Annotated in this window: 20 protein-coding genes; 7 read left to right on the forward strand and 13 right to left on the reverse strand. The window is 67.2% G+C overall.

Annotation, left to right across the window (positions count from 1 at the left end; genetic code table 11):
* Positions 1-6: 6 nt before the first annotated feature.
* Positions 7-408, forward strand: a complete 402-nt coding sequence (locus ABJK40_RS15160; protein ID WP_348481010.1) for an SCP2 sterol-binding domain-containing protein — start codon at positions 7-9, stop codon at positions 406-408.
* 25 nt (positions 409-433) lie between these two features.
* Positions 434-1,288, forward strand: coding sequence for a DNA-formamidopyrimidine glycosylase family protein (locus tag ABJK40_RS15165; RefSeq protein ID WP_348481009.1), 855 nt, complete (start codon positions 434-436; stop codon positions 1,286-1,288).
* A gap of 136 nt (positions 1,289-1,424) precedes the next feature.
* Here the strand turns inward: ABJK40_RS15165 and ABJK40_RS15170 are convergent, their stop codons facing one another.
* Positions 1,425-2,357: a hypothetical protein gene (locus ABJK40_RS15170; protein ID WP_348481008.1), complete on the reverse strand. Its 933-nt coding sequence runs from the start codon at positions 2,355-2,357 to the stop codon at positions 1,425-1,427.
* 265 nt (positions 2,358-2,622) lie between these two features.
* On the opposite strand from ABJK40_RS15170, the gene ABJK40_RS15175 reads away from it, so the two are divergent.
* Together ABJK40_RS15175 and ABJK40_RS15180 are read left to right on the forward strand one after the other, a co-directional pair.
* Positions 2,623-3,342: a purine-nucleoside phosphorylase gene (locus ABJK40_RS15175; protein WP_348481007.1), complete on the forward strand. Its 720-nt coding sequence runs from the start codon at positions 2,623-2,625 to the stop codon at positions 3,340-3,342.
* 87 nt (positions 3,343-3,429) lie between these two features.
* Positions 3,430-4,728 carry a multidrug effflux MFS transporter gene (locus ABJK40_RS15180; protein ID WP_348481006.1) on the forward strand — a complete coding sequence of 433 codons (1,299 nt, stop codon included), beginning with the start codon at positions 3,430-3,432 and terminating at the stop codon, positions 4,726-4,728.
* 39 nt (positions 4,729-4,767) lie between these two features.
* Here the strand turns inward: ABJK40_RS15180 and ABJK40_RS15185 are convergent, their stop codons facing one another.
* From ABJK40_RS15185 to purH, 5 genes are all read right to left on the reverse strand, one after another.
* Complete coding sequence (locus ABJK40_RS15185; RefSeq protein WP_348481005.1) at positions 4,768-5,754, reverse strand: malate dehydrogenase; 987 nt, start codon at positions 5,752-5,754, stop codon at positions 4,768-4,770.
* Positions 5,755-5,796: 42 nt separating this feature from the next.
* Positions 5,797-8,061, reverse strand: a complete 2,265-nt coding sequence (locus ABJK40_RS15190) for an acyltransferase family protein (protein WP_348481004.1) — start codon at positions 8,059-8,061, stop codon at positions 5,797-5,799.
* Between the two features lie 65 nt (positions 8,062-8,126).
* Entirely contained in the window at positions 8,127-10,304 is a 2,178-nt protein-coding gene (locus ABJK40_RS15195) for an acyltransferase family protein (RefSeq protein WP_348481003.1), read from the reverse strand.
* A gap of 16 nt (positions 10,305-10,320) precedes the next feature.
* On the reverse strand, positions 10,321-11,178 hold the full coding sequence (locus ABJK40_RS15200) for a methylenetetrahydrofolate reductase (RefSeq protein ID WP_348481002.1): 858 nt from the start codon (positions 11,176-11,178) through the stop codon (positions 10,321-10,323).
* Positions 11,179-11,331: 153 nt separating this feature from the next.
* Positions 11,332-12,879: a bifunctional phosphoribosylaminoimidazolecarboxamide formyltransferase/IMP cyclohydrolase gene (purH, locus tag ABJK40_RS15205; protein ID WP_348481001.1), complete on the reverse strand. Its 1,548-nt coding sequence runs from the start codon at positions 12,877-12,879 to the stop codon at positions 11,332-11,334.
* Between the two features lie 157 nt (positions 12,880-13,036).
* Here purH and ABJK40_RS15210 point away from each other — a divergent pair, with 157 nt between their 5' ends.
* The gene (locus ABJK40_RS15210) at positions 13,037-13,645 is read left to right on the forward strand and encodes a hypothetical protein (RefSeq protein WP_348481000.1); all 609 of its coding nucleotides are present in this window, start codon (positions 13,037-13,039) and stop codon (positions 13,643-13,645) included.
* Positions 13,646-13,814: 169 nt separating this feature from the next.
* Here ABJK40_RS15210 and sucD read toward each other — a convergent pair whose 3' ends face one another.
* From sucD to ABJK40_RS15225, 3 genes are all read right to left on the reverse strand, one after another.
* A complete protein-coding gene (sucD, locus tag ABJK40_RS15215; RefSeq protein WP_348480999.1) occupies positions 13,815-14,711 on the reverse strand; it encodes a succinate--CoA ligase subunit alpha in 897 nt (298 codons plus the stop codon).
* An 87-nt stretch (positions 14,712-14,798) separates the two neighbouring features.
* Positions 14,799-15,944: an ADP-forming succinate--CoA ligase subunit beta gene (gene sucC, locus ABJK40_RS15220; RefSeq protein ID WP_348480998.1), complete on the reverse strand. Its 1,146-nt coding sequence runs from the start codon at positions 15,942-15,944 to the stop codon at positions 14,799-14,801.
* Positions 15,945-16,027: 83 nt separating this feature from the next.
* Positions 16,028-16,441: a cobalamin B12-binding domain-containing protein gene (locus ABJK40_RS15225; protein ID WP_348480997.1), complete on the reverse strand. Its 414-nt coding sequence runs from the start codon at positions 16,439-16,441 to the stop codon at positions 16,028-16,030.
* A gap of 256 nt (positions 16,442-16,697) precedes the next feature.
* On the opposite strand from ABJK40_RS15225, the gene ABJK40_RS15230 reads away from it, so the two are divergent.
* Positions 16,698-17,219, forward strand: a complete 522-nt coding sequence (locus ABJK40_RS15230; protein WP_348510335.1) for a hypothetical protein — start codon at positions 16,698-16,700, stop codon at positions 17,217-17,219.
* 202 nt (positions 17,220-17,421) lie between these two features.
* Here the strand turns inward: ABJK40_RS15230 and ABJK40_RS15235 are convergent, their stop codons facing one another.
* On the reverse strand, positions 17,422-17,856 hold the full coding sequence (locus tag ABJK40_RS15235) for a hypothetical protein (protein ID WP_348480995.1): 435 nt from the start codon (positions 17,854-17,856) through the stop codon (positions 17,422-17,424).
* 121 nt (positions 17,857-17,977) lie between these two features.
* On the opposite strand from ABJK40_RS15235, the gene ABJK40_RS15240 reads away from it, so the two are divergent.
* Positions 17,978-19,597, forward strand: coding sequence for an ATP-binding cassette domain-containing protein (locus ABJK40_RS15240; protein WP_348510336.1), 1,620 nt, complete (start codon positions 17,978-17,980; stop codon positions 19,595-19,597).
* Between the two features lie 6 nt (positions 19,598-19,603).
* Here ABJK40_RS15240 and ABJK40_RS15245 read toward each other — a convergent pair whose 3' ends face one another.
* Genes ABJK40_RS15245 through pcrA form a run of 3 tightly spaced genes read right to left on the reverse strand, consistent with a single transcriptional unit; the run spans position 19,604 to position 23,384 of the window.
* A complete protein-coding gene (locus ABJK40_RS15245; protein WP_348480908.1) occupies positions 19,604-19,801 on the reverse strand; it encodes a hypothetical protein in 198 nt (65 codons plus the stop codon).
* A 5-nt stretch (positions 19,802-19,806) separates the two neighbouring features.
* Positions 19,807-20,892, reverse strand: coding sequence for a hypothetical protein (locus tag ABJK40_RS15250; protein ID WP_348480907.1), 1,086 nt, complete (start codon positions 20,890-20,892; stop codon positions 19,807-19,809).
* 26 nt (positions 20,893-20,918) lie between these two features.
* The gene (gene pcrA / locus ABJK40_RS15255; RefSeq protein WP_348510337.1) at positions 20,919-23,384 is read right to left on the reverse strand and encodes a DNA helicase PcrA; all 2,466 of its coding nucleotides are present in this window, start codon (positions 23,382-23,384) and stop codon (positions 20,919-20,921) included.
* Positions 23,385-23,460: the final 76 nt, after the last annotated feature.

Genomic DNA, 23,460 nt, shown 5'->3' on the forward strand with positions numbered 1-23,460 from the left:
GGGGGCGTGTCGAACGAACTGCGGTACCTCAGCCTCGACTGGATCAGCGCGCTGTCCGCCGCGGTCGAATCGAGCGACCACATGCGTGAGATCGCTCAGCAGCACTCGCTCGGCGTCACCCAGGTGGTGAGCGACGGCCCCGAGGGCGACGTCACCTACCACCTGGTCGTGGGCGACGGGTCGGCATCGTTCGGCGCGGGCCCAGCCGACCCCGAGGACGTGAAGATGCAGCAGAGCTGGCAGACCGCGGTCGACGTCGCCACCGGAGAACTGAACGCCCAGGAGGCGTTCATCAACGGCCACATCCTGCTCTTCGGCGACCAGCAGAAGCTGCTCGAATCACAGCCGGTGTTCGGTGCGCTCGACGCCGTGTTCTCCACCGTGCGCGACCGCACCACCTATGCGTGACGCGCAGATCGCGTAGGTTGTCGACATGCCGGAGATGCCGGAGATCGAAGCTCACGCCGAGCGACTGGCCGTCGACTACGTCGGTTGCACGCTCGTCGAGCTGCACCCGTTCAACTTCACTGCGCTGAAGACCGCGGTTCCATCGCCCGAGTCGGCGTACGGCCACCCGGTCCGTGCGATCGGTCGACGCGGCAAGTACCTCACCGTCGAGTTCGAGCCGCTCACGATGGTGATCCACCTGATGCAGGGCGGCCGACTGCTCCCGGACCTCAAGCTCTCCCAGAAACCGCGTGGCGGCCAGGCGAGGATCGTGTTCGACGGCGACGTCGCGCCGTTGCTGCTCACCGAGCAGGGAACCGAGCGGCGCGCCGGGATCTGGTGTGTCGCCGCCGGCGAACTCGACTCGACCGCCCCGATCGACAAGCTCGGACCGGAGGCCTGTGACATCTCGACGTCCGACCTCGCCGAACGATTCGCCGAGAAGTCGATGCGCGTCCACGGGTTCCTGCGAGACCAGCGCGCCGTCGCCGGAATCGGTAGACGACTGGCCAACGAGGTGTGCTGGCAGGCTCGGATCTCGCCGTTCGCCACGACCAAGAAGCTGGGTGCCGACGGCGCCGACAAGGTGGTCCAAGCCATTGCAGTGTGCGTCGCCGAGGGCCTCGACTACGAACGTGGTCGCAGCGACATGAGTTCGTCGAAGGACCGCCCGAGCAATGCGCACGGCCAGACCGGCGAACCGTGCCCACGGTCGGGCGAGCACGGCGACGACACGATTCGCGCCGTCGAGTACTCGGGCTACACCGTCAACTACTGCCCCACCTGCCAGACGGGCGGCAAGATCCTCGCCGACAACACGACCAGCAAGTTCCTGAAGTAGGCGGTGTCCCCGTCCCCCAATGCCATGCGGTGAGTCTCCCTCGCCCTGAGCCCGACCAAGCCTCACCGCCCCGCCACCACCCACCCAAGCGGTGAGTCTCCGTCGTGCCGATCCCGACCGAGCCTCACCGGATGGATCAACTCGCGAGCCTGCGCCGATCGAAGTCATGTCGCAAGCGAGCGACGGTTGCCGCCATCGATTCGGCCAGGTCGGCCTCGATGATGCGCGTCGTGTCCCATCCGATCGCCATCGCTGCGTCGTCGCGCCGCAGATCACGCCGGCGACCATCCGTCTCGGCATGCGTCGGGAACACGTCGACCTCGATCGCCCACCGCATCGACGGCACCGCCAGGTCGAAGCGCGCTGGACCGTATCCAGGGAGGTCGACCGCGAACTGGCGCTCGAGCGGACGCACTCCGGCGGCAGCGAGCGCATCACCGAACACTGTCTCGTGGTGTGAGTCCGCAGCGCCACCGTCGAGTCGTCGATCGAGTTGGAGCAGATAGCGACGGAGCCACGGCCGATGCTTCGACATGAAGTCGACGGCGACGTCGCGGAGGGCTGCGTCGAGGAGGTGTCCGTCCCTGGCGGCCTGCTCGATGATCGACAGCAGGTCGCGGTCGCCGACGAAACGTGCGAGATCGAGGGCCGTTCGCGCCCGGCTCGTGATTCGGATGCCGTCCTCACGCTCGATGACGTCCTGCTCCCGGATCGCTTTCGTTCGATACGGGACGATCCAGGGTTCGATGGACGGTTGTCGGTGTGGATCGACGATCACGTGTGTCCGCAGATCGTCGGGCAGCCGACGGAACCCCCACAGGCGCCCTGCGGTCGGGCCGCACACCACGGCGTCCTGATGAGCAGCACACACCGCAACGGCTCGGGCATGTTGATCGAGCGGCAGCACGGCGATCCGGTAGACGCCCTTGAGGATCGGCACGAGGGTCCCCGCGTGACGTAGACCGATGATCTGGTCGCGGGTCAGGCCCGAGTCGACGAGACGGGCGTGGGTGGCGACGCCGTGATGCGAAGCGAAGTGATCGGTCACTTCGGTGGGAAGGAATGCCATCGGTTGCTCCTGGGATCGTGTGGATCTCGGGAGGAGTCGGCAAGAAGAAGCGTAGCGACTGCCCACCACCCCCCAACTCGCCGATGAGACTCAGTCGGCCCCAGGGCGACGCACACTCACCGCTGCGGACCCACCCGGCCCGGACCTCGACACCGGTGAGACTGCATCGGGCCCAGGGCGACGCACACTCACCGCTGCTCGGTGGATGCGGACACTCGCGACGGAGGCGGGGTGGGGGCCGGGGGTGATCGCATAGATTGGCTGGATGCCGATCCATCTCCGCGCCGAACCCGGCGACTACGCACCCAACGTCCTGTGTCCCGGTGACCCGATCCGTGCCCAGTACATCGCCGAGACATTCTTCGACCCGGGCTACCGGCTGGTGAACGAGGTGCGCGGCATGCTCGGGTTCACGGGCACCATCGACGGCAAGCCGATCAGCGTCCAGACCACCGGCATGGGCGCACCGTCGGCGGGCATCGTGTTCGACGAACTCGCGCAGTTGGGCGTGAAGCGTCTGGTCCGCGTCGGTACCTGCGGCGGGATCGCCGACGGCATGTCGATGGGCGACACCGTCATCGCACTCACCGCTGCGGCCGAGGATCACGCCCCGCGTCAGCTCAGCCAGATGGACTGCATCGCGCCCACCGCCACGTTCGAACTCGTCGAGACCGCCGCGCGCCTCACGCGCGAAGGATCGATGGGCAAGGTGCACGTCGGACCGATCGTCACGTCCGGCCTCTTCTACGAGCCGCAGTGGGAGAAGTTCAACGTATGGAAGTCGCTCGGCCACCTCGCCGTGGAGATGGAGGCGGCGATGATGTACACGGTCGCGGCGATGAAGGGCATGGAGGCGCTTGCGCTGATGACCGTGTCGGACATGATCGGCGAGGACGAGGGCGATGCGGTGCGGATCTCCGACGAGGAGATGAAGGCCGGCGTCGACCAGATGATGAACATCGGCTGCCAGGTGGCGATTTCGTAGGTGACACGCCCGAGCGGTGGCCCCTCCGAGCAGTGACACGCGTCTTCGGGCATTCGATGTGTGTTCACCTCTCGTTAACTTTGGTCGGTGACCGAACTCGCGACTGCCCCATCGTCCGGATCTCCGGCGACGAATCGACCCCCGTATCGGATGGGCGAGCGCGAACTCCTCACGTTCGTCTCCGCGGTGATGGCGTTGATGGCACTCGGCATCGACCTGATGCTTCCTGCGTTCGACGACATCCGTGTCGCGTTCGACCTCGGCGTCGGGTCACCCGAGACCGGGAAGGTGATCACCGTCTTCTTCCTCGGTCTCGCGGTGGGGCAACTGTTCTACGGCCCGCTCGCCGACCGGTTCGGACGCAAGCCGATCCTCTACGCCGGCATCGGCATCTACCTCGTCGGCGCGGTCGGTTCGGCGCTCGCTCCATCGTTCGAGATGTTGCTCGCCAGCCGGTTCGTCTGGGGGCTCGGGGCAGCGGGCACACGCGTCGTCGCGACCTCGATCGTGCGAGATCGGTTCTCGGGTTCTGCCATGGCCAGCGCGCTCTCGCAGGTGATGGCGGTGTTCATGCTGGTACCGGTGCTCGCACCCACGATCGGCACGGGAATCATCGCCATCGCGCCATGGCAGGGTGTGTTCTGGTTCTGCGTGGTCTTCGCGCTGGTGATGGCGACGTGGAGCCTGCGGATGAGGGAGTCGCTCGATCCGGCGCACCGGCGTTCCCTGAACCTGCGATCCACCTTCGGCGGATACGTCGAGGTCGCCCGCACCCGCGTCACGGGCGGGAACATGATCGCGATGATGTTCCTCCAGGGGATCTTCACGACCTACCTCGCGAGCAGTGAACTGATCGTGTCCGAGGTGTTCGACCGCGAGACACAGTTCCCGTACATCTTCGGCGCAGTGGCCGTCGTGTTCGCCGTCACCGCGATCATCAACGGGCGGATCGTCGTACGAGTCGGCGTCGACCGTCTGATCGACAAGGTCTTCGTCGTGGTGATCGCGTTGATGGCGCTGTCGATCGCGATCTCGCTGCAAGCCGGCGGACGACCGAACTTCTGGCTGTTCATGTCGGTCCTCGCGCTCACGCTCGGATCCTTCATGTTCCTGATGCCGAACCTGAACACCGCGGCGCTCACCCCGGTCGGCCACCTCGCAGGCACCGCCTCGGCACTCTCCGGATCGGTCAGCATGGCCGGAGGCGCCGTGCTCGGAACGATCGTGAGCGGGTACATCACCGACTCGACCACGCCGTTCTCGATCGGCGTCGGGCTGCTCGGCGCCGGCGCCTGGATCACCGTGCTGGTGGTCAGGCGACGCTCACCGGGAACGGTCATCGATCGGCCCCACCACGCCGTCGAACCCATCGCGCCGGCGGTCTGACCGCGGCCGGAGGTTCGTGACGGGCGGGGGCCGACGACCTCAGATGAGGCCCATCTCCTTGACGGCATCGCGCTCCTCGACCAGTTCGGCAGCCGACGCGTCGATCTTGCCCCGACCGAAGTCGTTGATGTCGAGGCCCTGGACGATCGCGTAGTCGCCGTCCTTGCAGACGCACGGGAACGAGGAGATGATGCCCTCGGGCACGCCGTAGCTGCCGTCGGACGGCACCGACATCGACACCCAGTCACCGTCGGGCGTGCCGAGGACCCAGTCGCGGATGTGATCCACCGCGGCCGACGCCGCCGATGCCGCCGACGACGACCCACGAGCCTTGATGATCGCACCGCCACGTGTGGCGACGGTCGGGATGTACGTGTCGGCGTACCAGTCCTGGTCTCCGACGAGTTCGAGAGCGTTCTTGCCGCCGACCTCGCAGTGGGACAGGTCGGGGAACTGGGTGTTCGAGTGGTTGCCCCACACGGTCATCTTCTTGATGTCGTTGACCGATGCGTCGAGGCGGGTCGCGAGTTGACTCATGGCCCGGTTGTGGTCGAGGCGGGTCATCGCGGTGAAACGTCCGTTGTCGAGGTCGGCGGCGTTGTTCATCGCGATCACGGCGTTGGTGTTCGCTGGGTTGCCGACGACGAGGACCTTGACGTCCTTCTTCGCCGAGCGGCTGAGTGCCTCGCCCTGCGGCTTGAAGATGCCGCCGTTGGCCGCCAGCAGGTCGGAGCGGTCCATGCCGTCCTTGCGGGGCATCGACCCGACGAGGATCGCCACGTCGGCATCGCCGAACGCCACGTCGGCATCGTCGGTGCAGGTGATCGAGTCGAGCAGCGGGAAGGCACCGTCGTCGAGTTCCATCCTCACGCCTTCGAGGGCACCGAGCGCCGGCGTGATCTCCAGCAACTGCAACGCCACCGGCGTGTCCGGGCCGAGCATGGTGCCCGAAGCGATGCGGAAGAGGAGGCTGTAGCCGATCTGGCCTGCAGCTCCGGTGACGGCGACACGTACTGGAGTGGTCATGTCCCGAAGGCTACGCCCGAGGCCCCACCTCGCCCACAATCGTCAGAGCCCGAGCAGTCTCGCGATCAGGTCGGCGTAGTAGGTCTGACCGGCCCCGTTGAGGTGGATCTGATCGTCGTAGAAGCAGTCGCCGGGGCACTGCGGGCCGATCACCTCCCAGTCGAGAACGGTCACGTTCGGGTAGACGGACGGGAGCGCTCGGATCTTGGCGTTGTTGTCGGCGATCCAGACCCGGTCGGCCTTGCCGGTGACGAACACGACGATCGGCACGTCGGCGAGGATCCCCATCATCTGATCGAGCGACGCCTGGGGGAACGAACCGTTCGTGCCGAGGTGCACCACGACGGCCGACCCGAGGAACCCGTTGTCACGGATCGCCTGGAGTTCGGGGAGTGCTCGGGAGAACTGTCGGCTCTGCACGGCGTCGACGACGAAACCGCGCTCCGCGAGGCGGCCGGCGGAACCGAGCATGACGGAGTCACCGAAACCGACGAGGCGGATCGCCGGTGCCGGTGGTTGTGGCGGGACGGCGAGCGGGGTGATGGCCGCCGGATCGGTGACGACGCCCAGCGAGGTCACGGCGGACGGTGCGGGCTCGACCGGCGGTGTCGGCTCCGGAGGGTCGGTCGACGCCGGGACCGGAGGTGCAGTGGTCGGCGGCGGCACGGACTCCGCGGGAACCACCGTCGTGGCCGACTCCGGCTGCGACGTGCCCGACGAGTGCTCGTCGACACCACCATTGAGCGGCGGGTCGTCGGCGAACGTGGCGGGCAGCGTGGTGAGCACCGTCTCACGCTCGATCGTGGTCGGCGCGACCGTGGGGTCCGGATCGTCACTCGTGGCCGGCGCACCCTCCTGCTCACCGACGACTCCCCCCTCGCTGTCACGACCGTCTGAGTTCGGTGAGGGAGTACGGGTGAGGTCGGTCGTCGATTCGGCATTGTCGGCGAAGGCGTCGGCGATCTCGTTCTGTTCGAGGTCGGCGGTCGCGAGCGACACCCCGGCGAAGAGCGAGAGGGCGGTGACCACGGCAACCCCACCGACGAGGATCCGTCGTGGTGCGGGACGCGCGTTGCGCCGGGCCCGGCGAACCATGTCACCGAACGCACCGGTGCGGACCGGTGTCTCCACGAATCGGAACGAGAGTTCCGTCACCACGGCCGTGATCACCATGGCAAGGGCGAACTGCTCGATGGTCAGCTTGTTGCCGGCCAGTTTGCGGATCGCCTGGTAGATCGGCCAGTGGTACAGGTACAGCCCGTACGAGCGCACACCGATCCACGTCAGGAGTGGGTTGCCGACGACCCGGTTCGCCCGACCGCCGGGGTGACTGATCGCTGCGATCATCACCACGGTGAGGAACGAGGCGAAGAACAGTCCGCCACGGAACAGACGCTCGTCGGCCGCACCCTCGGGTGTGACCAGATGCAGCTGCCAGCACATCAGGCTGAACGAGCCGAGCGCCATCAGCGCCATTGCGTCGAAGGCCCAGCCCTTGTCACGAAGCGGTCCGCGCATCACCGCGAACGGCCTCCAGAGCATCGCGAACGCCGCGCCGAGGAGGATGCCCGAGGCACGCGAGAACGTGCCGATGTAGAGGAAGTCGAGCTTGGAGATCGCCCGCCCGCCGATGAACCAGTACGCCTCGGGAGTCTGTTCGGGCTCGCCGATCACACCGGGGTGGTACAGGAGCGCGGTGGCGATGGCGATCCCCACCGCAGCGATGAACAGCCAGCGACTCACGTCGGCGACGCGCCGCGTTCCCTTGCGCCCCAGCAGCACCACCATCACGACGGGCCAGACGAGGTAGAACTGCTCCTCGACGGCGAGGCTCCACAGGTGACGCAGCGGTGCGAAGTCGAACGCTGCGGTGTAGCCCAACCCGACCAGGAGTTGGTACCAGTTCGACCCGTAGAGCAGACCGGCCACCACGTCGCCCCGGAGTTGGCCGACCGCCGACGGCTCGAAGATCACGGTGTACACGGCGACGAGGACGAGCAGCACGCCGAGCGCAGGGAGCAGTCGACGTGCCCGGCGCTTCCAGAAGTCGATCAGCGAGACCGTGTAGGTACGTTCACGCTCGGCGATGATCAGCAGGGTGATCAGGTAGCCGGAGATGACGAAGAACATCTCGACGCCGAGAAAGCCACCGGGGAGCCACGACGGGTTCGCGTGGTAGATCATCACCGCGATCACCGCGAGCGCCCGCATCCCGTCGAGACCGGGAAGGTAGGGGACGCGACTGATCTGCGTGTCGTGCTCCCTGCGATCCGCAGTGGGAGATCTCGGCGGTGCGAACGTGGTCATCCGGCGACAAGTATCGACGGCGAGCCGACAGAAACCGGGTCACCCGTCGCGATTGGTGGCGGGTCCTAACCCGCCAGCGTGTCGTCGATCAATTGCGCGTAGTAGCGCTGGCCAGCGGACTTGAGGTGGATCCCGTCCTGGTACAGGCAGTCGTCGACGCACTGCGATGCGAGGCCGTCCCAGTAGAGGACCTCGACGTTCGGGTTGGCCGAGGCCGCGTCGATCATCAGGGCGTTGTTGCTCGACGCGAGGTCCTGGTTGTCCGGGAGGTCGTTGGTGACGAGGAGGACCTGGGGCACGTCGGCGACCGCTGCCATCATCCGGTCCATGCCCGCCTGACCGATCGGCCCGTTGGTGCCGAGGTGCAGGACGAGCACGCTCGGGAGTCGGTCTTCGCGTTGGAGCGTCTCGACGATGTCGATGCCGGACACCCATGCCCGACTCTCGATCGCATCGACCGCGAATCCCCTCTCGCGCAACTGCTCGGCAGCGCCGAGCATGACCGAGTCGCCGATGGCGATCCTGGTGACCGGGACCGGCTCGGCTGCAGGCGGCTCGGTGGAACCGGGCACGGGCGCGACGCTGTCGCCCGTTGCGTTCGGGTCGACGACCGATTCGGGATCGGGCTCGACGCCGTCCTCGGCGGGGACGTCCGTTGCTCCGGGCACCTGTTCGAACTCGTCGTCGACCGAGGGGCTCGGGTCGACCGCGTCGTCCACCGCCGGTTCGGTCACCGGGTCACTCACCCCGGTGTCATCGCAGTTCTCACCGGTGATGACGTTGCAGGAGAACTCCTTGCCGGCCTCGATGCCCTGGGCCACCTCGTTCTGTTTCAGTTCGGCGGTGGCCATGCTGCCGACGGCAAAAACGGCAAGCAGTGCCGCGACCGCCGCACCGCCGAGGGCTCCCTTGCGTTGACCCGCGGTCAGGGTCGACCGGGTGCGCACTCCGGCGCGGCGACGCTTCAACAGTTCACCGAAGCGGCCTTCGCGGATCGGCGTCTCGACGAAGCGGTAGGACAGTTCGGTGATGATCGCCGTGGCCACCATCGCCAGCACGAACTCGTGGAAACGGAGCTTGTTCGCAGCGATGTTGCGGATGATCTGATAGATCGGCCAGTGGTAGAGGTACAGCCCGTACGACCGGGTTCCGATCCAGATGAAGACCGGCAGCGACAGGACCTTGCCGGTCACCGCCCTCTGGTGGGTGACCGCCGCGATCACTGCGAGCGTGGCGAGACCGGTGAGGAAGAACCCGCCGCGGAACAGCAGCGGATCGACGCCCTGCGCCGGGGTGAACGAGACGAACCAACACAACGCACCCAGCCCGACGAATCCGAGCAGGGCGATCGCGTCGAACAGGCCACCCTTGTTGCGCAACGGGCCGCGCATGATCGCCGCTGGCCGCCAGATCATCGCGAACGCAGAACCGAGGAGCAGGCCCCCGGCTCGCGAGATCGTCGACAGGTAGAGCGCGTCGGGCTTCGAGATCAGGCGGCCACCGATGTTCCAGTAGGCGCCGGACGTCTCGGTGGCGGCGACGCCGAGGTCGTTGATCACCACCGCCGACTGCGGACCCGAGTGACTGAGCACGGCCACGGCGACCGTGACCACGATCGCAGCGAGGAACAGCCATCGGGCAACGCCCGCGATCCGTCGGCTCCCGACCTTCACGAACCCGATCATCACGAGCGGCCACACGACGTAGAACTGCTCCTCGACGGCCAGGCTCCACAGGTGACGCAGCGGGGCGAAGTCGTTCCCGGCGCTGTACCCGGCACCGGTCCAGATCTGGTACCAGTTCGAGCCGTAGAGGACCCCGGCCAGGACGTCGCCACGCAGCTTGCCGAGCGCGTCGCGCTCGAACAGCGCCACCCAGACCGACAGCAGCAGCAGCATCACGAACAGTGCCGGGAGGAGGCGTCGGAACCGACGGATCCAGAAGTTCTTGAGGTCGATCGTTCCGCTGCGCTCGTGTTCGGCGATGAGCAACAGCGTGATCAGGTAGCCCGAGATGACGAAGAACACCTCGACGCCGAGGTACCCGCCGGCGAGCCAACTGCTGTTGGCGTGGTACACCATCACCGCGACCACGGCCAGCGCCCGCACGCCGTCCAGGCCCGGCAGGTACGGCAGTTGACTGATCTGCTGGCGCCCGAGGATGTCAGCCTTGCGGCGGCTGAGGGGACGCGTGACGGGTCCGGTTTCGCGCAAAGCGGAGGTCGCGGCGTCGGTGGCGGTCACTGGCCACCAGTATCGCTCAGACTGCAGCCAGATCGACGTTCACGGCGATTTCTTTCGCCGTGGCCGCCGAGTTCAGGGTGTAGAGGTGCAGGCCGGGAGCACCGGCGTCGAGCAGGTCACGACACAGCTTCGATGCGGCGTCGATCCCCACCCGGCGGACCTGTTCGGGCGTGGTGCACATCTCGAGCCGATCGATCAGCCACTGAGGGACCTCGGCACCCGACATCTCGGCCATCCGCGTGATCTGACGCAGGTTGGTGACCGGCATGATCCCCGGGACGATCGGTTTGTCGTTGCCGAGCGCCGACATCTCGTCGACGAGGCGGACGTAGTGCTCGACGTCGAAGAAGAACTGGGTCAGCGCGAAGTCGGCCATCGACAGTTTGGTCGCGAGGTGTTCGCGATCCGAACGGCGTGACGTGCTGCGAGGGTGGACCTCGGGGTGGGCGGCGACGCCGATCGAGAAGCACCCCGTCGCTGCGACGTCGTGCAACAGGTCGAGTGCGTACCGGTAGTCGCTCTTGACGGGGACCCCGTCAGCTGGGAGGTCACCACCCAGTGCGAGGATGTTCTCGACTCCGTTGCGGCGGTGGTCCACCAGCAGCCCCGCCACCTCGGTCCGCGTGTGACCCACACACGTGAGGTGCGCCATCGGCACCAGCGTCGTCTCGGTGCGCATCCACTTGACGACTTCGCCGGTGCGGTGCCGGTCCGATCCGCCGGCCCCGTACGTGATCGACACGAAGTCGGGCGCCAACGCCTGCAACTCCCCCACGGCCTTTCCGAGGTTCATCTGCGCATTCGAGGTCTTGGGCGGGAAGAACTCGAACGAGAGCGTGCGGCGCGCTGCCAGGAGGTCGCCGATGCGGGCCATCGGCCCAAGCTAGACCCCCGAGTACCCCGTTCCACATCGTGGACCGAACGGAACGATTCCGCCATGCGGAACGAGCACCGAGACGCCCGGCCGCGCCACCTGCGCCGATCAGTTCGGGCAGCGCAAGTCCCTGGCGATCCGGCCTGACTCGCGTCAGTGGCGGAAGTGGCGTTGGTGAGTGAAGACCATGGCGATGCCGTGCTCGTCGGCGGCGGCGATCACCTCGTCGTCACGCACCGAACCACCCGGCTGGATCACACACGTGACCCCGGCGGCAACAGCGGCTTTGAGGCCGTCGGCGAACGGGAAGAACGCGTCGCTCGCGCACGCACCGCCCGCCGCTCGGCCGTCGGCACGCTCCGCCGCGATCCGAGCCGAATCCAACCGGTTCTGCTGACCCGCACCCACCCCGAACGCCTGGCGGTCCTTCGCGTACACGATCGCGTTGCTGCTGACCGCCGCACACACCACCCAGGCGAACTCCATGTCACGCCACTGGGCATCGGTCGGCTGGACGGTCGTGACGACGGTCCAGGCCTCACTGCGGCCGGCGACCACGTCGGGCTGCTGGACGAGCAGGCCACCGTCGACCGGCCGCAGGTCGAACGGGAGTGCCGACGGGGCGCTCGCACTCATCACCCGCATGTTCTTCTTGGACAGCAGGATCTCCAACGCGTCCGGCTCGAAGTCGGGGGCGATCACCACCTCGGTGAACACCGCCGCGAGCGGTTCGGCCATCTCCTTCGTCACGGTCCGGTTCGCCGCGACGATTCCGCCGAACGCACTGACCGGGTCGCAGGCATTCGCCGCGACGTACGCCGCGCCGATGTCGTCACCGATCGCCACGCCACACGGGTTGGCGTGCTTGACCACGACGACTGCGGGTTCGTCGAATCGCTGGACGAGTCGCCACGCCGCTTCGGTGTCGAAGACGTTGAGGTAGCTCAACTCCTTGCCCCCGTGCTGGGTCATCGAGTCCCACCAACTGGTCGCTCCGACCTGGCGGTAGCGGGCGCCCTCCTGGTGCGGGTTCTCGCCATAGCGGAGCGGCTGCGCCTTCTCGAGGGAGAGGTGGATCGAGTCGGGCAGCACCTGTTCGTCGGCGGCGGGCGGCGCGTCGGACTCGTCGAACCAGGTGACGACGGCAGCGTCGTACTCGGCGGTGTGAGCGAATGCGTTGCGTGCGAGGCGACGTCGCGTGTCCGCACCGAGCGAGCCGCTCCCCTGCAACTCGGTGACGACCCCGTCGTAGTCCGACGGGTCGACGAGGACGCCGACGAACGCATGGTTCTTCGCTGCAGCGCGCACCATGGCGGGGCCGCCGATGTCGATCATGTCGACCTTCGACGCCGGGCCCGAACCGTGCTGGAAGGACGCGGAGTCGGCACCGAACGGGTACAGGTTGGCCACGACCAGGTCGATGGCGGTGATGTCGTATGCCGCCATGTCCGCCTGGTGCTCGGGGTCGGTGGGGTCGGCGAGGATGCCACCGTGCACCTTCGGGTGCAGCGTCACCACCCGGTGCCCGAGGATCGCCGGCACACCGGTCCACTCGACCACGTCGGTCACGGGGATCCCTGCGTCGGCGATCGCCTTCGCCGTTCCCCCCGACGACACGAGCGACCACCCGAGGTCGACCAGTGATCGGGCGAGGTCGGCGACCCCGGTCTTGTCGTACACGGACAGCAGGGCGGTGGGCACGCAGCCGACGGTAGCGGCCCGGTCTGCCCGCCGCAGCGCTCGCGCGCGTGGCCAGGTATTCGCTGCACACCGTCCGGTGGTGTCGTATGGTCGCGTTGTCGCTCGGGTCCCCGACCGATCGACGCAGGTAGTTCGCTTCACAGATCCAGGAGACTTCATGAACGGCAAGATCACGGTCGCCAACCTCGTCATGGCCATCGGAGCGTTGGTGACGTTCCTCTTCTCGTTCTTCGGATTCTTCAAGTTCGGGAACGACTCGTTGTCCGCCTGGAGCACCGACGCCTTCGCCTTCGTCACCACCATTCCTGCGATCCTCGCGCTGGCGACGATCGTCTGGATCGGGCTCGAACTGTTCGGGGTGAAGGTCCCCCAGGACGTCCTGACGTTCAACCCCGATCAGATGAAGGCCACCTGGGGCATCGCGGCCACCGGCGTGATGCTCGCCTTCGTCACCACCGACGGCGACAAGTCGGCCTTCTTCTGGCTGCAGATGCTCGGTTCGATCGCCATGGCGGTCGGAGCGGTGATGGCGCTGCTCGGGAAGGGAACCGACACGATCGATCTGCCGACGAAGACCGGAGCCGGTGCGGGCACCGAGACCGGCCAGCCGGCTCCGTACCAGCAGGCACCTCCTCCCCCGCAGCAGGCGCCGCCTCCGCCCTCGTACGGCCAGCCCGCCCCACCGCCTCCTCCGCAGGCGCCCCCGGCGCAGGGCACCCCTCCGCAGTCGCCGGGGTCGCCCACGCCACCGCCCCCGGTCGGCTGACACCCACCAACGGCAGGCCACGACCGGCCGCCATCGGCGGACTCGCACGCGCTCACGTCCGAGCCGAAAACGAGATGTGCGCACCGGACGCCGCTGAGCGGAGTCCGGTGCGCACATCGCGTACGAGCCACGTCCTGACCGGACAGTGGCCTGATCAGGGAGTCGGTGATCAGAGAGTGGCGATGATCTCCGCCATCCGCTCGCCGGCCTCGGTCGGGTTGAGGCCGACCTTCACGCCGGCGTCGGCGAGAGCATCCATCTTGCCCTGGGCCGTGCCTTTGCCACCGGACACGATCGCGCCCGCGTGTCCCATCTTCTTGCCGGCCGGCGCCGTGACACCCGCGACGTAGGCCGACATCGGCTTGGAGACGTTCGCCTGGATGAACTCGGCGGCCTCCTCCTCGGCCGAACCACCGATCTCGCCGATCATCATGATCGCGTGGGTCTCGGGATCGGCCTCGAACTCGCGGAGGCAGTCGATGAAGTTGGTGCCGGGGACGGGGTCGCCACCGATGCCGACACACGTCGACACGCCGATGCCCTTCTGCTTCAACTCGTACAGCGCCTGGTAGGTGAGCGTGCCCGAGCGGCTGACGATTCCGACGTTCGGGCCGTCGGCCGTGGGCTCCTGTGCGATCTCACCGGCGGTGATGCCGATGTTGCACTTGCCGGGGCTGATGATGCCCGGGCAGTTCGGGCCGAGCAGGCGCGTGTTCGGGAAGTCGCGGATCAGCCGGTTGTACGTGAGTGCCTCGTCCTGGGCGGGAATGCCCTCGGTGATGCACACCACGAAGGCGATGCCAGCTTCGGCCGCCTCCAGGATGGCGCCGGCGGCGAACTTCGGCGGAACGGCAGCGAACGACGCGTTCGCTCCGGTCGCCTCGACGGCCTCGGCCACCGAGTCGAAGATGGGGATGCCGTCGACGTCCTGGCCACCCTTGCCGGGCGTGACGCCGCCGACGATCTGGGTGCCGTAGTCGCGGTTGCGCAGGCCGTGGTACTTGCCCTGCCCACCGGTGAGGCCCTGGACCAGGACCTTCGTGTTCTCGTCAACGAAAATTGCCATGTGTCTGTTCTCTCTGTGCGATGAGGTGTTGCGATGGGTGTTCGGTGTCAGACACCGAACACCGTGCGTGGTGTCGTCGGTCGATGGTCAGTTGGCGAGTGCGACCGCGGCGCGGGCGGCGTCGAGCATGGTCGGCTCCGAACGGAGCTTGTCCTCGGGGATTCCGGCATCGAGTAGGATCTGTCGACCCTCCTCGGCGTTGGTGCCGTCCAGGCGGATCACGATCGGTGCCTTCAGGTCGACGCGACCCATGGCCTCGACGATGCCCTTGGCGACTTCCTCGCCGCGGGTGATGCCGCCGAAGATGTTGATGAAGATCGACTTCACCTTGTCGTCGGAATTGATCACTTCGAGTGCCCCGGCCATGACGTCGGCGTTGGCACCGCCGCCGATGTCCAGGAAGTTCGCTGCGGATCCGCCGACCTGGTTGACGACGTCGAGCGTGGACATCGCGAGACCGGCGCCGTTGGCGATGATCCCGACGGTGCCGTCGAGGCCGATGTACTGCAGGTCCTTCTCCGCGGCCATCTTCTCGCGGTCGTCCATCTCGGTGAGGCCCTTGAACTCCTCCCACTCGGGGTGGCGGAACTCGGCGTTGCCGTCGAGGGTGACCTTCGCGTCGAGCGCGTGCACCTCGCCGGTGGGCTTGAGGATCAAGGGGTTGATCTCGGCCAGGTCGCAGTCGCCCTCGGTGTAGCAGCGGTACAGCTTGACGATGATGTCGGTCGCTCCGTCGACGGCGCGCTCGGGGAGCCCTGCGTCGAGGACGGCCTGGTGGGCCACCTCTCGCGACAGACCGTCGACCGGGTCGATGTGGCGCTTGATGATCGCATCGGGGTTCTCCTCGGCGACCACTTCGATCTCGACGCCGCCTTCGCGGGAGAGCATCATCAGGTGCTTCTTCTCGGCCCGATCGAGCGTGAAGGAGACGTAGTACTCCTCGTCGATGTCGGACGCCTGCTCGACCCACACGCGCTTGACGACGTGGCCCTTGATGTCCATCCCCAGGATGTTCCCGGCGTGCTCTCGTACAGCAGCCTCGTCGTCGGCGAGTTGGATGCCCCCGGCCTTGCCACGGCCACCGACCTGGACCTGAGCCTTGACGACGACGGGGTACCCCGCGTTGTTGGCCTCGCGCACGGCCTCGTCGACCGTGTCGGCCGGGCCGCCCTTGCTCACCGGGATGTCGTAGCGGGCGAAGTACTGCTTGCCCTGGTATTCGAACAGATCCACGTCAGATCACTGCTTCCTGTGTTGATTGCTGCCTGGGTTGATTGCTGATGGTCGACGGGAGTGGCCTCGAAGTGCGACGCACCTCAGGAGGACTCCCGAGCGTCGAGCGCGGATTCGAGCCATTCGCCGATGGCGCGGAGCGACGATCCGGGGCCGAAGATCTCCGACACGCCCTGCTCCTTGAGGACGGCCACGTCACCGTCGGGGATCACGCCGCCACCGAAGACCATGACATCGTCGAGGTCTCGGTTCTTCAGTTCCTGCATCACGCGAGGGAACAGGGTGAGGTGTGCGCCCGAGAGCAGCGACAGACCGACACCGTCGGCGTCCTCCTGCAGCACGGTCTCGGCGATCTGCTCCGGAGTCTGGTGCAGGCCGGTGTAGATGACCTCGAAACCGTGGTCGCGAAGCGCTCGGGTGATGGTCTTGGCACCACGGTCATGGCCATCGAGTCCTGGCTTGGCGACGACGATTCGGTACGGACGTTCCACGAACATCAGACCTTACGCAACGCCCCGCCACTTTCACCAACCTGGTGCCGCCGGTCGCCACCCGAGCGGTGAGTCTGCGTCGCCCACCACCCGACCCACACTCACCGCAACCCCCACACCCCAACCGAGCGGTGAGACTGCGTCGCCCACCACCCGACCCAGACTCACCGCTCGCCACATCGCCTGCGCACACCACGGCCGGGCCGACCACATCGGGTGCGGTCGTCGTGGCAAGTGGTCGGGGAGTCGCCAGACTGGACCCGTGGCTGCTCTCCCGAAGGTGCCCGAACTGCGTTCGCCTGTCGCGCGTGCTGTTGCGCCGGTCGCAGCAGGCATCGCCTTCTTCGCTCTCCTCGGGCTGATCACGTGGGGGATCGCGGCCTTCCTGGCGAGTGACAGTTCCGAACCCACCGACAATCTCGCTCCCCCACGTCTGGAACTCGGATCGGTGAACGGTCGGGCCACCGACGTCGAGGAGGACGGGCCGCTGCTGTTCGCCGAGCTGTCGACGATCACGGGTGCACGTTCCCTCGTCCTCGATCACGAAGGCGACGATCCGGCGAACGGGTGGCGGCTCTACTACGCCTTCCCGCCCGATCGACCGGACTGCCCCGTGACGCAGGTACGCGGGACGGCGACGTTCCTCGACTGCGATGGCAACGAACTCGACGTGACCGAGCTCTCTCCGCCGACGGACCCGGTTCGCCCCGTCGTGGAGGACGAGCGCACCCTCTACCTCGACCTCCGTGCGTTCTCCAGCATTGCGGACCCGTCGGACGGCTGAACACGCCCCGGCCGACTCCGGGATCCGCGGGCGCCGCGAGCCGTGCAGACACCCGACTCACCCAGGCGCTGCGCCCGAACCAGTCGCCGGATCGACCCGATCACGACCGATGCGGTCGAAGGAACATGGAAACGACGGCCCGATGTCCCGGTGTCGGGCGGGGGCTGGACCTCTGTCGTGGTGGGGCTCGGACGATGAGGGGTCAGGCGTCGGAGGCCGACAGGGCGTCGACCAGGCGGGTCGCGAACTCTTCGCTGTGCTGGTCGAGCTTGCTGCGGCTGATCGCGAGGCCACCGATCACATAGGCGCCGGTGTCACCGACGGCACTCGTCAGCTTGTCGAGAGCCTTTCCCGGATGCAGCGCGAACGTGCAGAACGCAGCAGCCTTCTTCCCGCGCATCGCCGGCAGGTTCGAGATGCTGTTGACCGCCCAGGGCGCCTGACCGAACACGAACGCGCCGTGCACCCACGACCCGATCAGGACGAGGTCGGCCGCCTGGATGGCGGCGTGGTCGGGATGGCGGACCTTCGACAGGCCGGTGATGGTCCATCGCTCCTGCGTGAGCAGGTCGGCGGTCTTCTCGGCCGCCTTCCACGTGTTGCCCGTCAAACTCTCGACCAGAATCGCTGCCTTCACGCCCGACAGTCTGCCACGCCGTCGACCTCACATCTCGATTCCCGGCGCTCGGGATCGGGGGCGTCGCCCGGGACGGAAAGTCGCACCGTGACGATCGCACCACTCCCGTAGTCTGCGGCGCGTGGGATCGATCGCCGTCAGCCATCTCGCCTGGCGACTTCCCGGCGGCGACGAGTTGTTCCGCAACGTCGGCTTCCACGTCGGCAACGGCGAACGGGTCGCCCTGGTGGGCGCGAACGGGGTCGGCAAGACGACGTTGCTGCGCCTGATGATCGGTGAGGCGACGCCGTCGGCGGGCACCGTGAGCATCGACGGCAGCCTCGGCGTGATGCACCAGCTGGTCGGCACCGCCGACCATGCCGCATCGACCGTTCGCGAGCTACTGCTGTCCATCTCGCCACCGCGGCTACGAGACGCCGCCGGCGCGCTCTCCACCGCGGAGCAGCGACTCGACGGCGACCCGATGGCGTACGCCGAGGCGATCGGCCACTGGAACGACGTCGGCGGGTACGACGCCGAGGTGCTCTGGGACGAGTGCACCACCCGGGCGTTCGGCGAGTCGTTCGACGACGTAGCGGACCGACCGCTGGGAACACTGAGCGGAGGTCAGCAGAAGCGACTGGCGCTCGAAGCGCTCCTGCGCAGCGAGTTCGAGGTCCTCGTCCTCGACGAGCCCGACAACTTCCTCGACGTCCCCGCCAAACGGTGGCTCGAGCAGCAACTGAACGAGACCCGCAAGACGGTCGTGTTCATCAGCCACGACCGCGAACTCCTGGCCGCGACCGCCACGAAGATCGTCACGATCGAAGCGTCGGGCTCGTGGACCCACGGTGGATCGTTCGCCACCTACGCCGACGCCAAGGCCCATCACGACGAACTCCGGGTGCATCACCGCTCGCTCTTCGACGACGAGAAGAAGCGGTTGGAGGACTACGTCAAGCTGATGCGCCAGCGAGCGTCGATCAGCGAGGCGTTCGCTCCGAAGCTCAAGGCCGCCGAGACCAAGCTGCGCCACTTCGTCGAGAAGAACGAGCGCCCACCCGAGGTCGCACGCCAGAAGATCGACATGCGGTTGCGCGGCGCACGCACCGGCAAGCGGGCGGTGATCTGCGAGTCGTTGGAGATCGATGGGCTCACCGACCCGTTCGATCTGGAACTCTGGTACGGCGAACGGGTCGCCGTACTCGGGGGCAACGGGGTCGGCAAGAGCCACTTCCTGCGACTGCTCGCCTCGGCGGGTGACGGAGCGACGAACGGCGCCGATTCCCACGTGGCTCACTCGGGTGTCGCCCGCCTCGGAGCGGGTGTCCGCCCCGGTCTGTTCCACCAGACGCACGAGCACCCGGACTGGATGGGTCGCGAACTCGTCGACATCCTCCACGACCAGGACGTGATGCTCGGCCCGGCGATGGGGATGCTGCGTCGCTACGAGTTGCAACCCTGTGCCCGTCAGTTCTTCGAGACGCTGTCGGGCGGCCAACAGGCCCGGTTCCAGATCCTGCTGCTGGAGTTGTCGGGAGCCACGCTGCTGCTGCTCGACGAGCCGACCGACAACCTCGACCTCGTGTCGGCCGAAGCACTCGAGACCGGTCTCGAACAGTTCGACGGCACGGTCATCGCCGTCACCCACGACCGCTGGTTCATGCGCGGGTTCGACCGCTTCGTCGTGTTCGGCAACGACTGTGCCGTGACCGACCACGCCGAACTCCCGCCGGTCTGGGCCGACTCGGACTCGAGCTGATCGGGGTCAGCGGCCGCGGGGATCGTCCGGCGGCCGCTTCGTCGACCAGAGTTGGTAGCCGTTCGAGAAGCTGATGAACGCGAAGACCGCAGCGGGAAGCCAGAGGCCGCGGAGCAGGCACAGGATCAGCAGCGGGATGCAGATCGACAGGATGGCGATGTTGACGCGCACGATCGTGTCGGCGGTGCGGGAGCGCGGAGCCATGCGGTTCAGCCGAACGTCCGCCGGACCCATTCCGCCAGGACCGGGTCGATGATGTCCAGTGCGCTCCCGTTGCGCTGCAGGTGCCCCCGGTCGACGAGCGTCGACCGAGCGTGCTGCGCACGACCGTTGGACTGGCCGAGCGACTTGGCGAGCGGCCCGAAGATGCTGTCGCCGTGGGCTGCCGAACGAAGCACCAACTGCTCCCCCGTCGACATCGACGAGAACAGGCGCTCCATGCCCGCCGACCCGGCAGCCAGCACCGCATCGATGCCACGCACGACGTGCTCGACCGACGCGACCCCGCCCCGGTCGACCTGACGCCACACTGCGTCGGCCAACTCCATGGTCCGGTGTGGATGGCCGAGCGTGAACGACCGGATGTGCGCAGCGACGGATCCTGCGTCGCGTCCGCTGTCGGCGAACCCCTGGCGGACGATGGACTCGACGGCCCCGGTCGACAGCGGAGGCGCCTCGACCAGGTCGGCCTGCGCGTAGAACGGCTCGGCCCGATCGGTGAACAGCATCTGCATCGTCGACGGCTCCGACCCTGCGAAGAGCAGGCCGATCTCCTGGAAGTGATGCTGGAGGGCCGTGCGCATCAGCGCCGCCGCACCGTCCACGCCGACGATCCCGGAGAACTCGTCGACGATCAACACGATGGGTTGCAGCGCCGACGCGGCGACCAGCAGATCGAACTGGGCGTGCACGGTGAGCATGGCGTCGGGGCGCTGCGCGGCGGGCTTGCGGAACTCGACGCCCATCACGCCCAACTGCAGTTGCAGACCCGCAGCGATCTCACCGAACGCACTCGAGCCCCGACCGACCACACCGGCGATCGCCCGGTCGAGCCGGATCGCGAAGTCCGCCCACGACGTCAACTCGTAGAGGTCGAGCCAGACGGGCACGGCGGTGTCCTCGAGGCGCTCGGCGACCGAGCGCAGTGCGGTGGTCTTGCCGAAACGTCGCGGCCCGAGCACGGCGGTGACACGACGCTCGGTGACGCGTTGCACCAGGTCGTCAACGAGATCCTGGTTCGCCGGCAGCCACGACGGGTCGAGCGGACCGTGGTGTGGGAAGGGGGTGAGCTCCATCTGGATCAGATTACCATTCTCTGGTATCATTCTGTACCGATTTTTGGCATCGCGTCGACTTTCTTCAGCGGTGCCCACGCCAGCGACAGGTGCTTGAGGCCGACACCGCCGGAGAAGTTGATGACCGCTTCGGTCCGCTCGCCCTCACCGTCGACCGCGATGATCGTGCCGGCCCCGAACGCCGGATGCTCGACCTTGTCGCCCACGCCGAGCCCGAGGTCCTGGCTGTTCGACGGCTCGGACACCGTGCGTCCGGCGCGCATCGCCGCGTCGACGACCCGGTTCTTGTGGGCGTCGTCGACGTCTTTGATGTCGGCGTTGATGTCGATGCCGCCCGTCTCGTCGTCGGACCTGGCGCGCCGATACGGCGGTGGGTCGTACCGGTACGCCGAGCCGCGTTCCTCGCGCCCGCCCGAGCGGTAGCTCTGGCGTCCGTACGACGACCGGCCCGTGACGTTGCCCTTCGACTCGATCAGTTCGGTCGGGATCTCGTCGAAGAAGCGCGACGGCGGGTTGTACTGCGTGGACCCGAACAGCTGACGGCTCCACGCATGGCTCATGTAGAGCTTCTGCATCGCACGGGTGATCCCCACGTAGGCCAGACGCCGCTCCTCCTCCATCTCGACCGGCTCGGTGAGCGCACGGATGTGGGGGAACACGCCTTCCTCCACCCCGGCGAGGAAGACGGTCGGGAACTCCAGACCCTTGGCGGAGTGCAGCGTCATCAGCACGACCTGGTTGTCGTCGTCCAACTGATCGGTGTCGGCGACGAGCGCCACCTGCTCCATGAACTCCTCGATCACGGTGAACTCGCGCGCCGACCCGACCAGTTCGCCGAGGTTCTCGATGCGGGTGTGGTCCTCGATCGTGTCGGACGCTTCGAGTTCGGCGATGTACCCCGAGCCCTCGAGCGCGAGTTGCAGCACGTCGCCGGGACCGTACGACGGGTCGGCCGCCGTTGCGTAGAGCCCGTCGAGCAGTTCGACGAACTGGCCGATGCCACGGAGCGCCTTGCCCGACACCCCGGCCTCCTCGCAACGGCGCAGCGCCTCCACGAAGGGGATCGCCTCGGCCCGAGCGAAGGCGTCGAGCTTGTCCACACTCGCGTCACCGATGCCACGCTTGGGTGTGTTGAGGATCCGCTTGAGCGACACCTCGTCGGCCGGGTTGACCACCGTGCGCAGGTACGCCATCGCGTCCTTCACCTCGCGACGATCGTAGAAGCGAGTTCCACCCACGACCTTGTAGGGCACGCCGACACGCATGAACGCCTCTTCGAGCACGCGGCTCTGCGCGTTGGTGCGATAGAGCACGGCGATGTCTCGCCAGTTGGTGCCGTTGTCCTCGGCGACCTGCCGGGCGGTCGACGCGATGAACGTGGCCTCGTCGCCTTCGTCCTCGGCGTGGTACCGGGTGATGATCTCACCACTGCCCAGGTCGGTCCACAGGGCCTTCGGCTTGCGTTCGGTGTTGTTGTCGATGACGGCGTTCGCGGCATCGAGGATGTTCTGGGTGCTGCGGTAGTTCTGGTCGAGGACGACCGTCGTGACGTCGGGGAACGCCTCCTCGAACTGCAGGATGTTGCGGAAGTCGGCGCCGCGGAATCTGTAGACCGACTGGTCGGTGTCGCCGACGACGCACACGTTGTGGTGCCCACCGGCGAGCAGCAGCACGATCTCGTTCTGCGCCTGGTTCGTGTCCTGGTACTCGTCGACGAGGATGTTCGTGAACCGTTCGCGGTAGTGCTCGAGGATGTTGCCGTGCTCCTGGAACAGACGCACGACGTTGATCAGCAGGTCGTCGAAGTCCATTGCACCCGCCTTGAGCAGGCGGGCCTGGTACTCGGCGTACACCTCGGCGTGCTTGCGGTCGAAGATGTTCTCGGCCTGCTGCAGCATCGTCTCGGGAGTGATCAACTCGTTCTTCTTGAGCGAGATGATCCCCTGCACCGCGCGCGGGGTGAACCGCTTCGAGTCGAGCCCGAGGTCACGGATCACGTACGACACGAGTCGGTTCGAGTCGGCGGAGTCGTAGATGGAGAACTGGCGCGGGTAGCCGATGGCCTCGCCGTTCGCCCGCAGGATGCGCACGCACGCCGAGTGGAACGTGGACACCCACATCGTCTTCACGATCGGGCCGATCAACTCGTACACCCGCTCGCGCATCTCCTTCGCGGCCTTGTTCGTGAAGGTGATGGCGAGGATCTTCGAGGGGTGGACGCCGGTGTGCACGAGGTGGGCGATCCGGTGCGTGAGCACCCGCGTCTTGCCCGATCCTGCACCTGCCACCACGAGCAGCGGTCCGTCGGCGTGGACGACCGCGTCGAGCTGATCGGGGTTCAACCCCTCGGTGAACGGCGACGGACCCTTCACCCGTGGCTGCGCGGCCTCGTGCGCCGAGGCGGCGTGGTCGAGTTCGTCGCTCGAGGGCGGTGGCGCTGCCGACGACTCGGCCGGGTGGGGGACGTCGGCGAACAGTTCCTCATCGGTCATGGCGATGCCCACTCTAGGGAGGGGGTACCGCAGAGATTCTCCGGTCCGGACGAGAACGGTCGAGCGACTCCGCCGC

This window comes from Ilumatobacter sp., assembly GCF_039969435.1.
Lineage (GTDB): Bacteria > Actinomycetota > Acidimicrobiia > Acidimicrobiales > Ilumatobacteraceae > Ilumatobacter_A.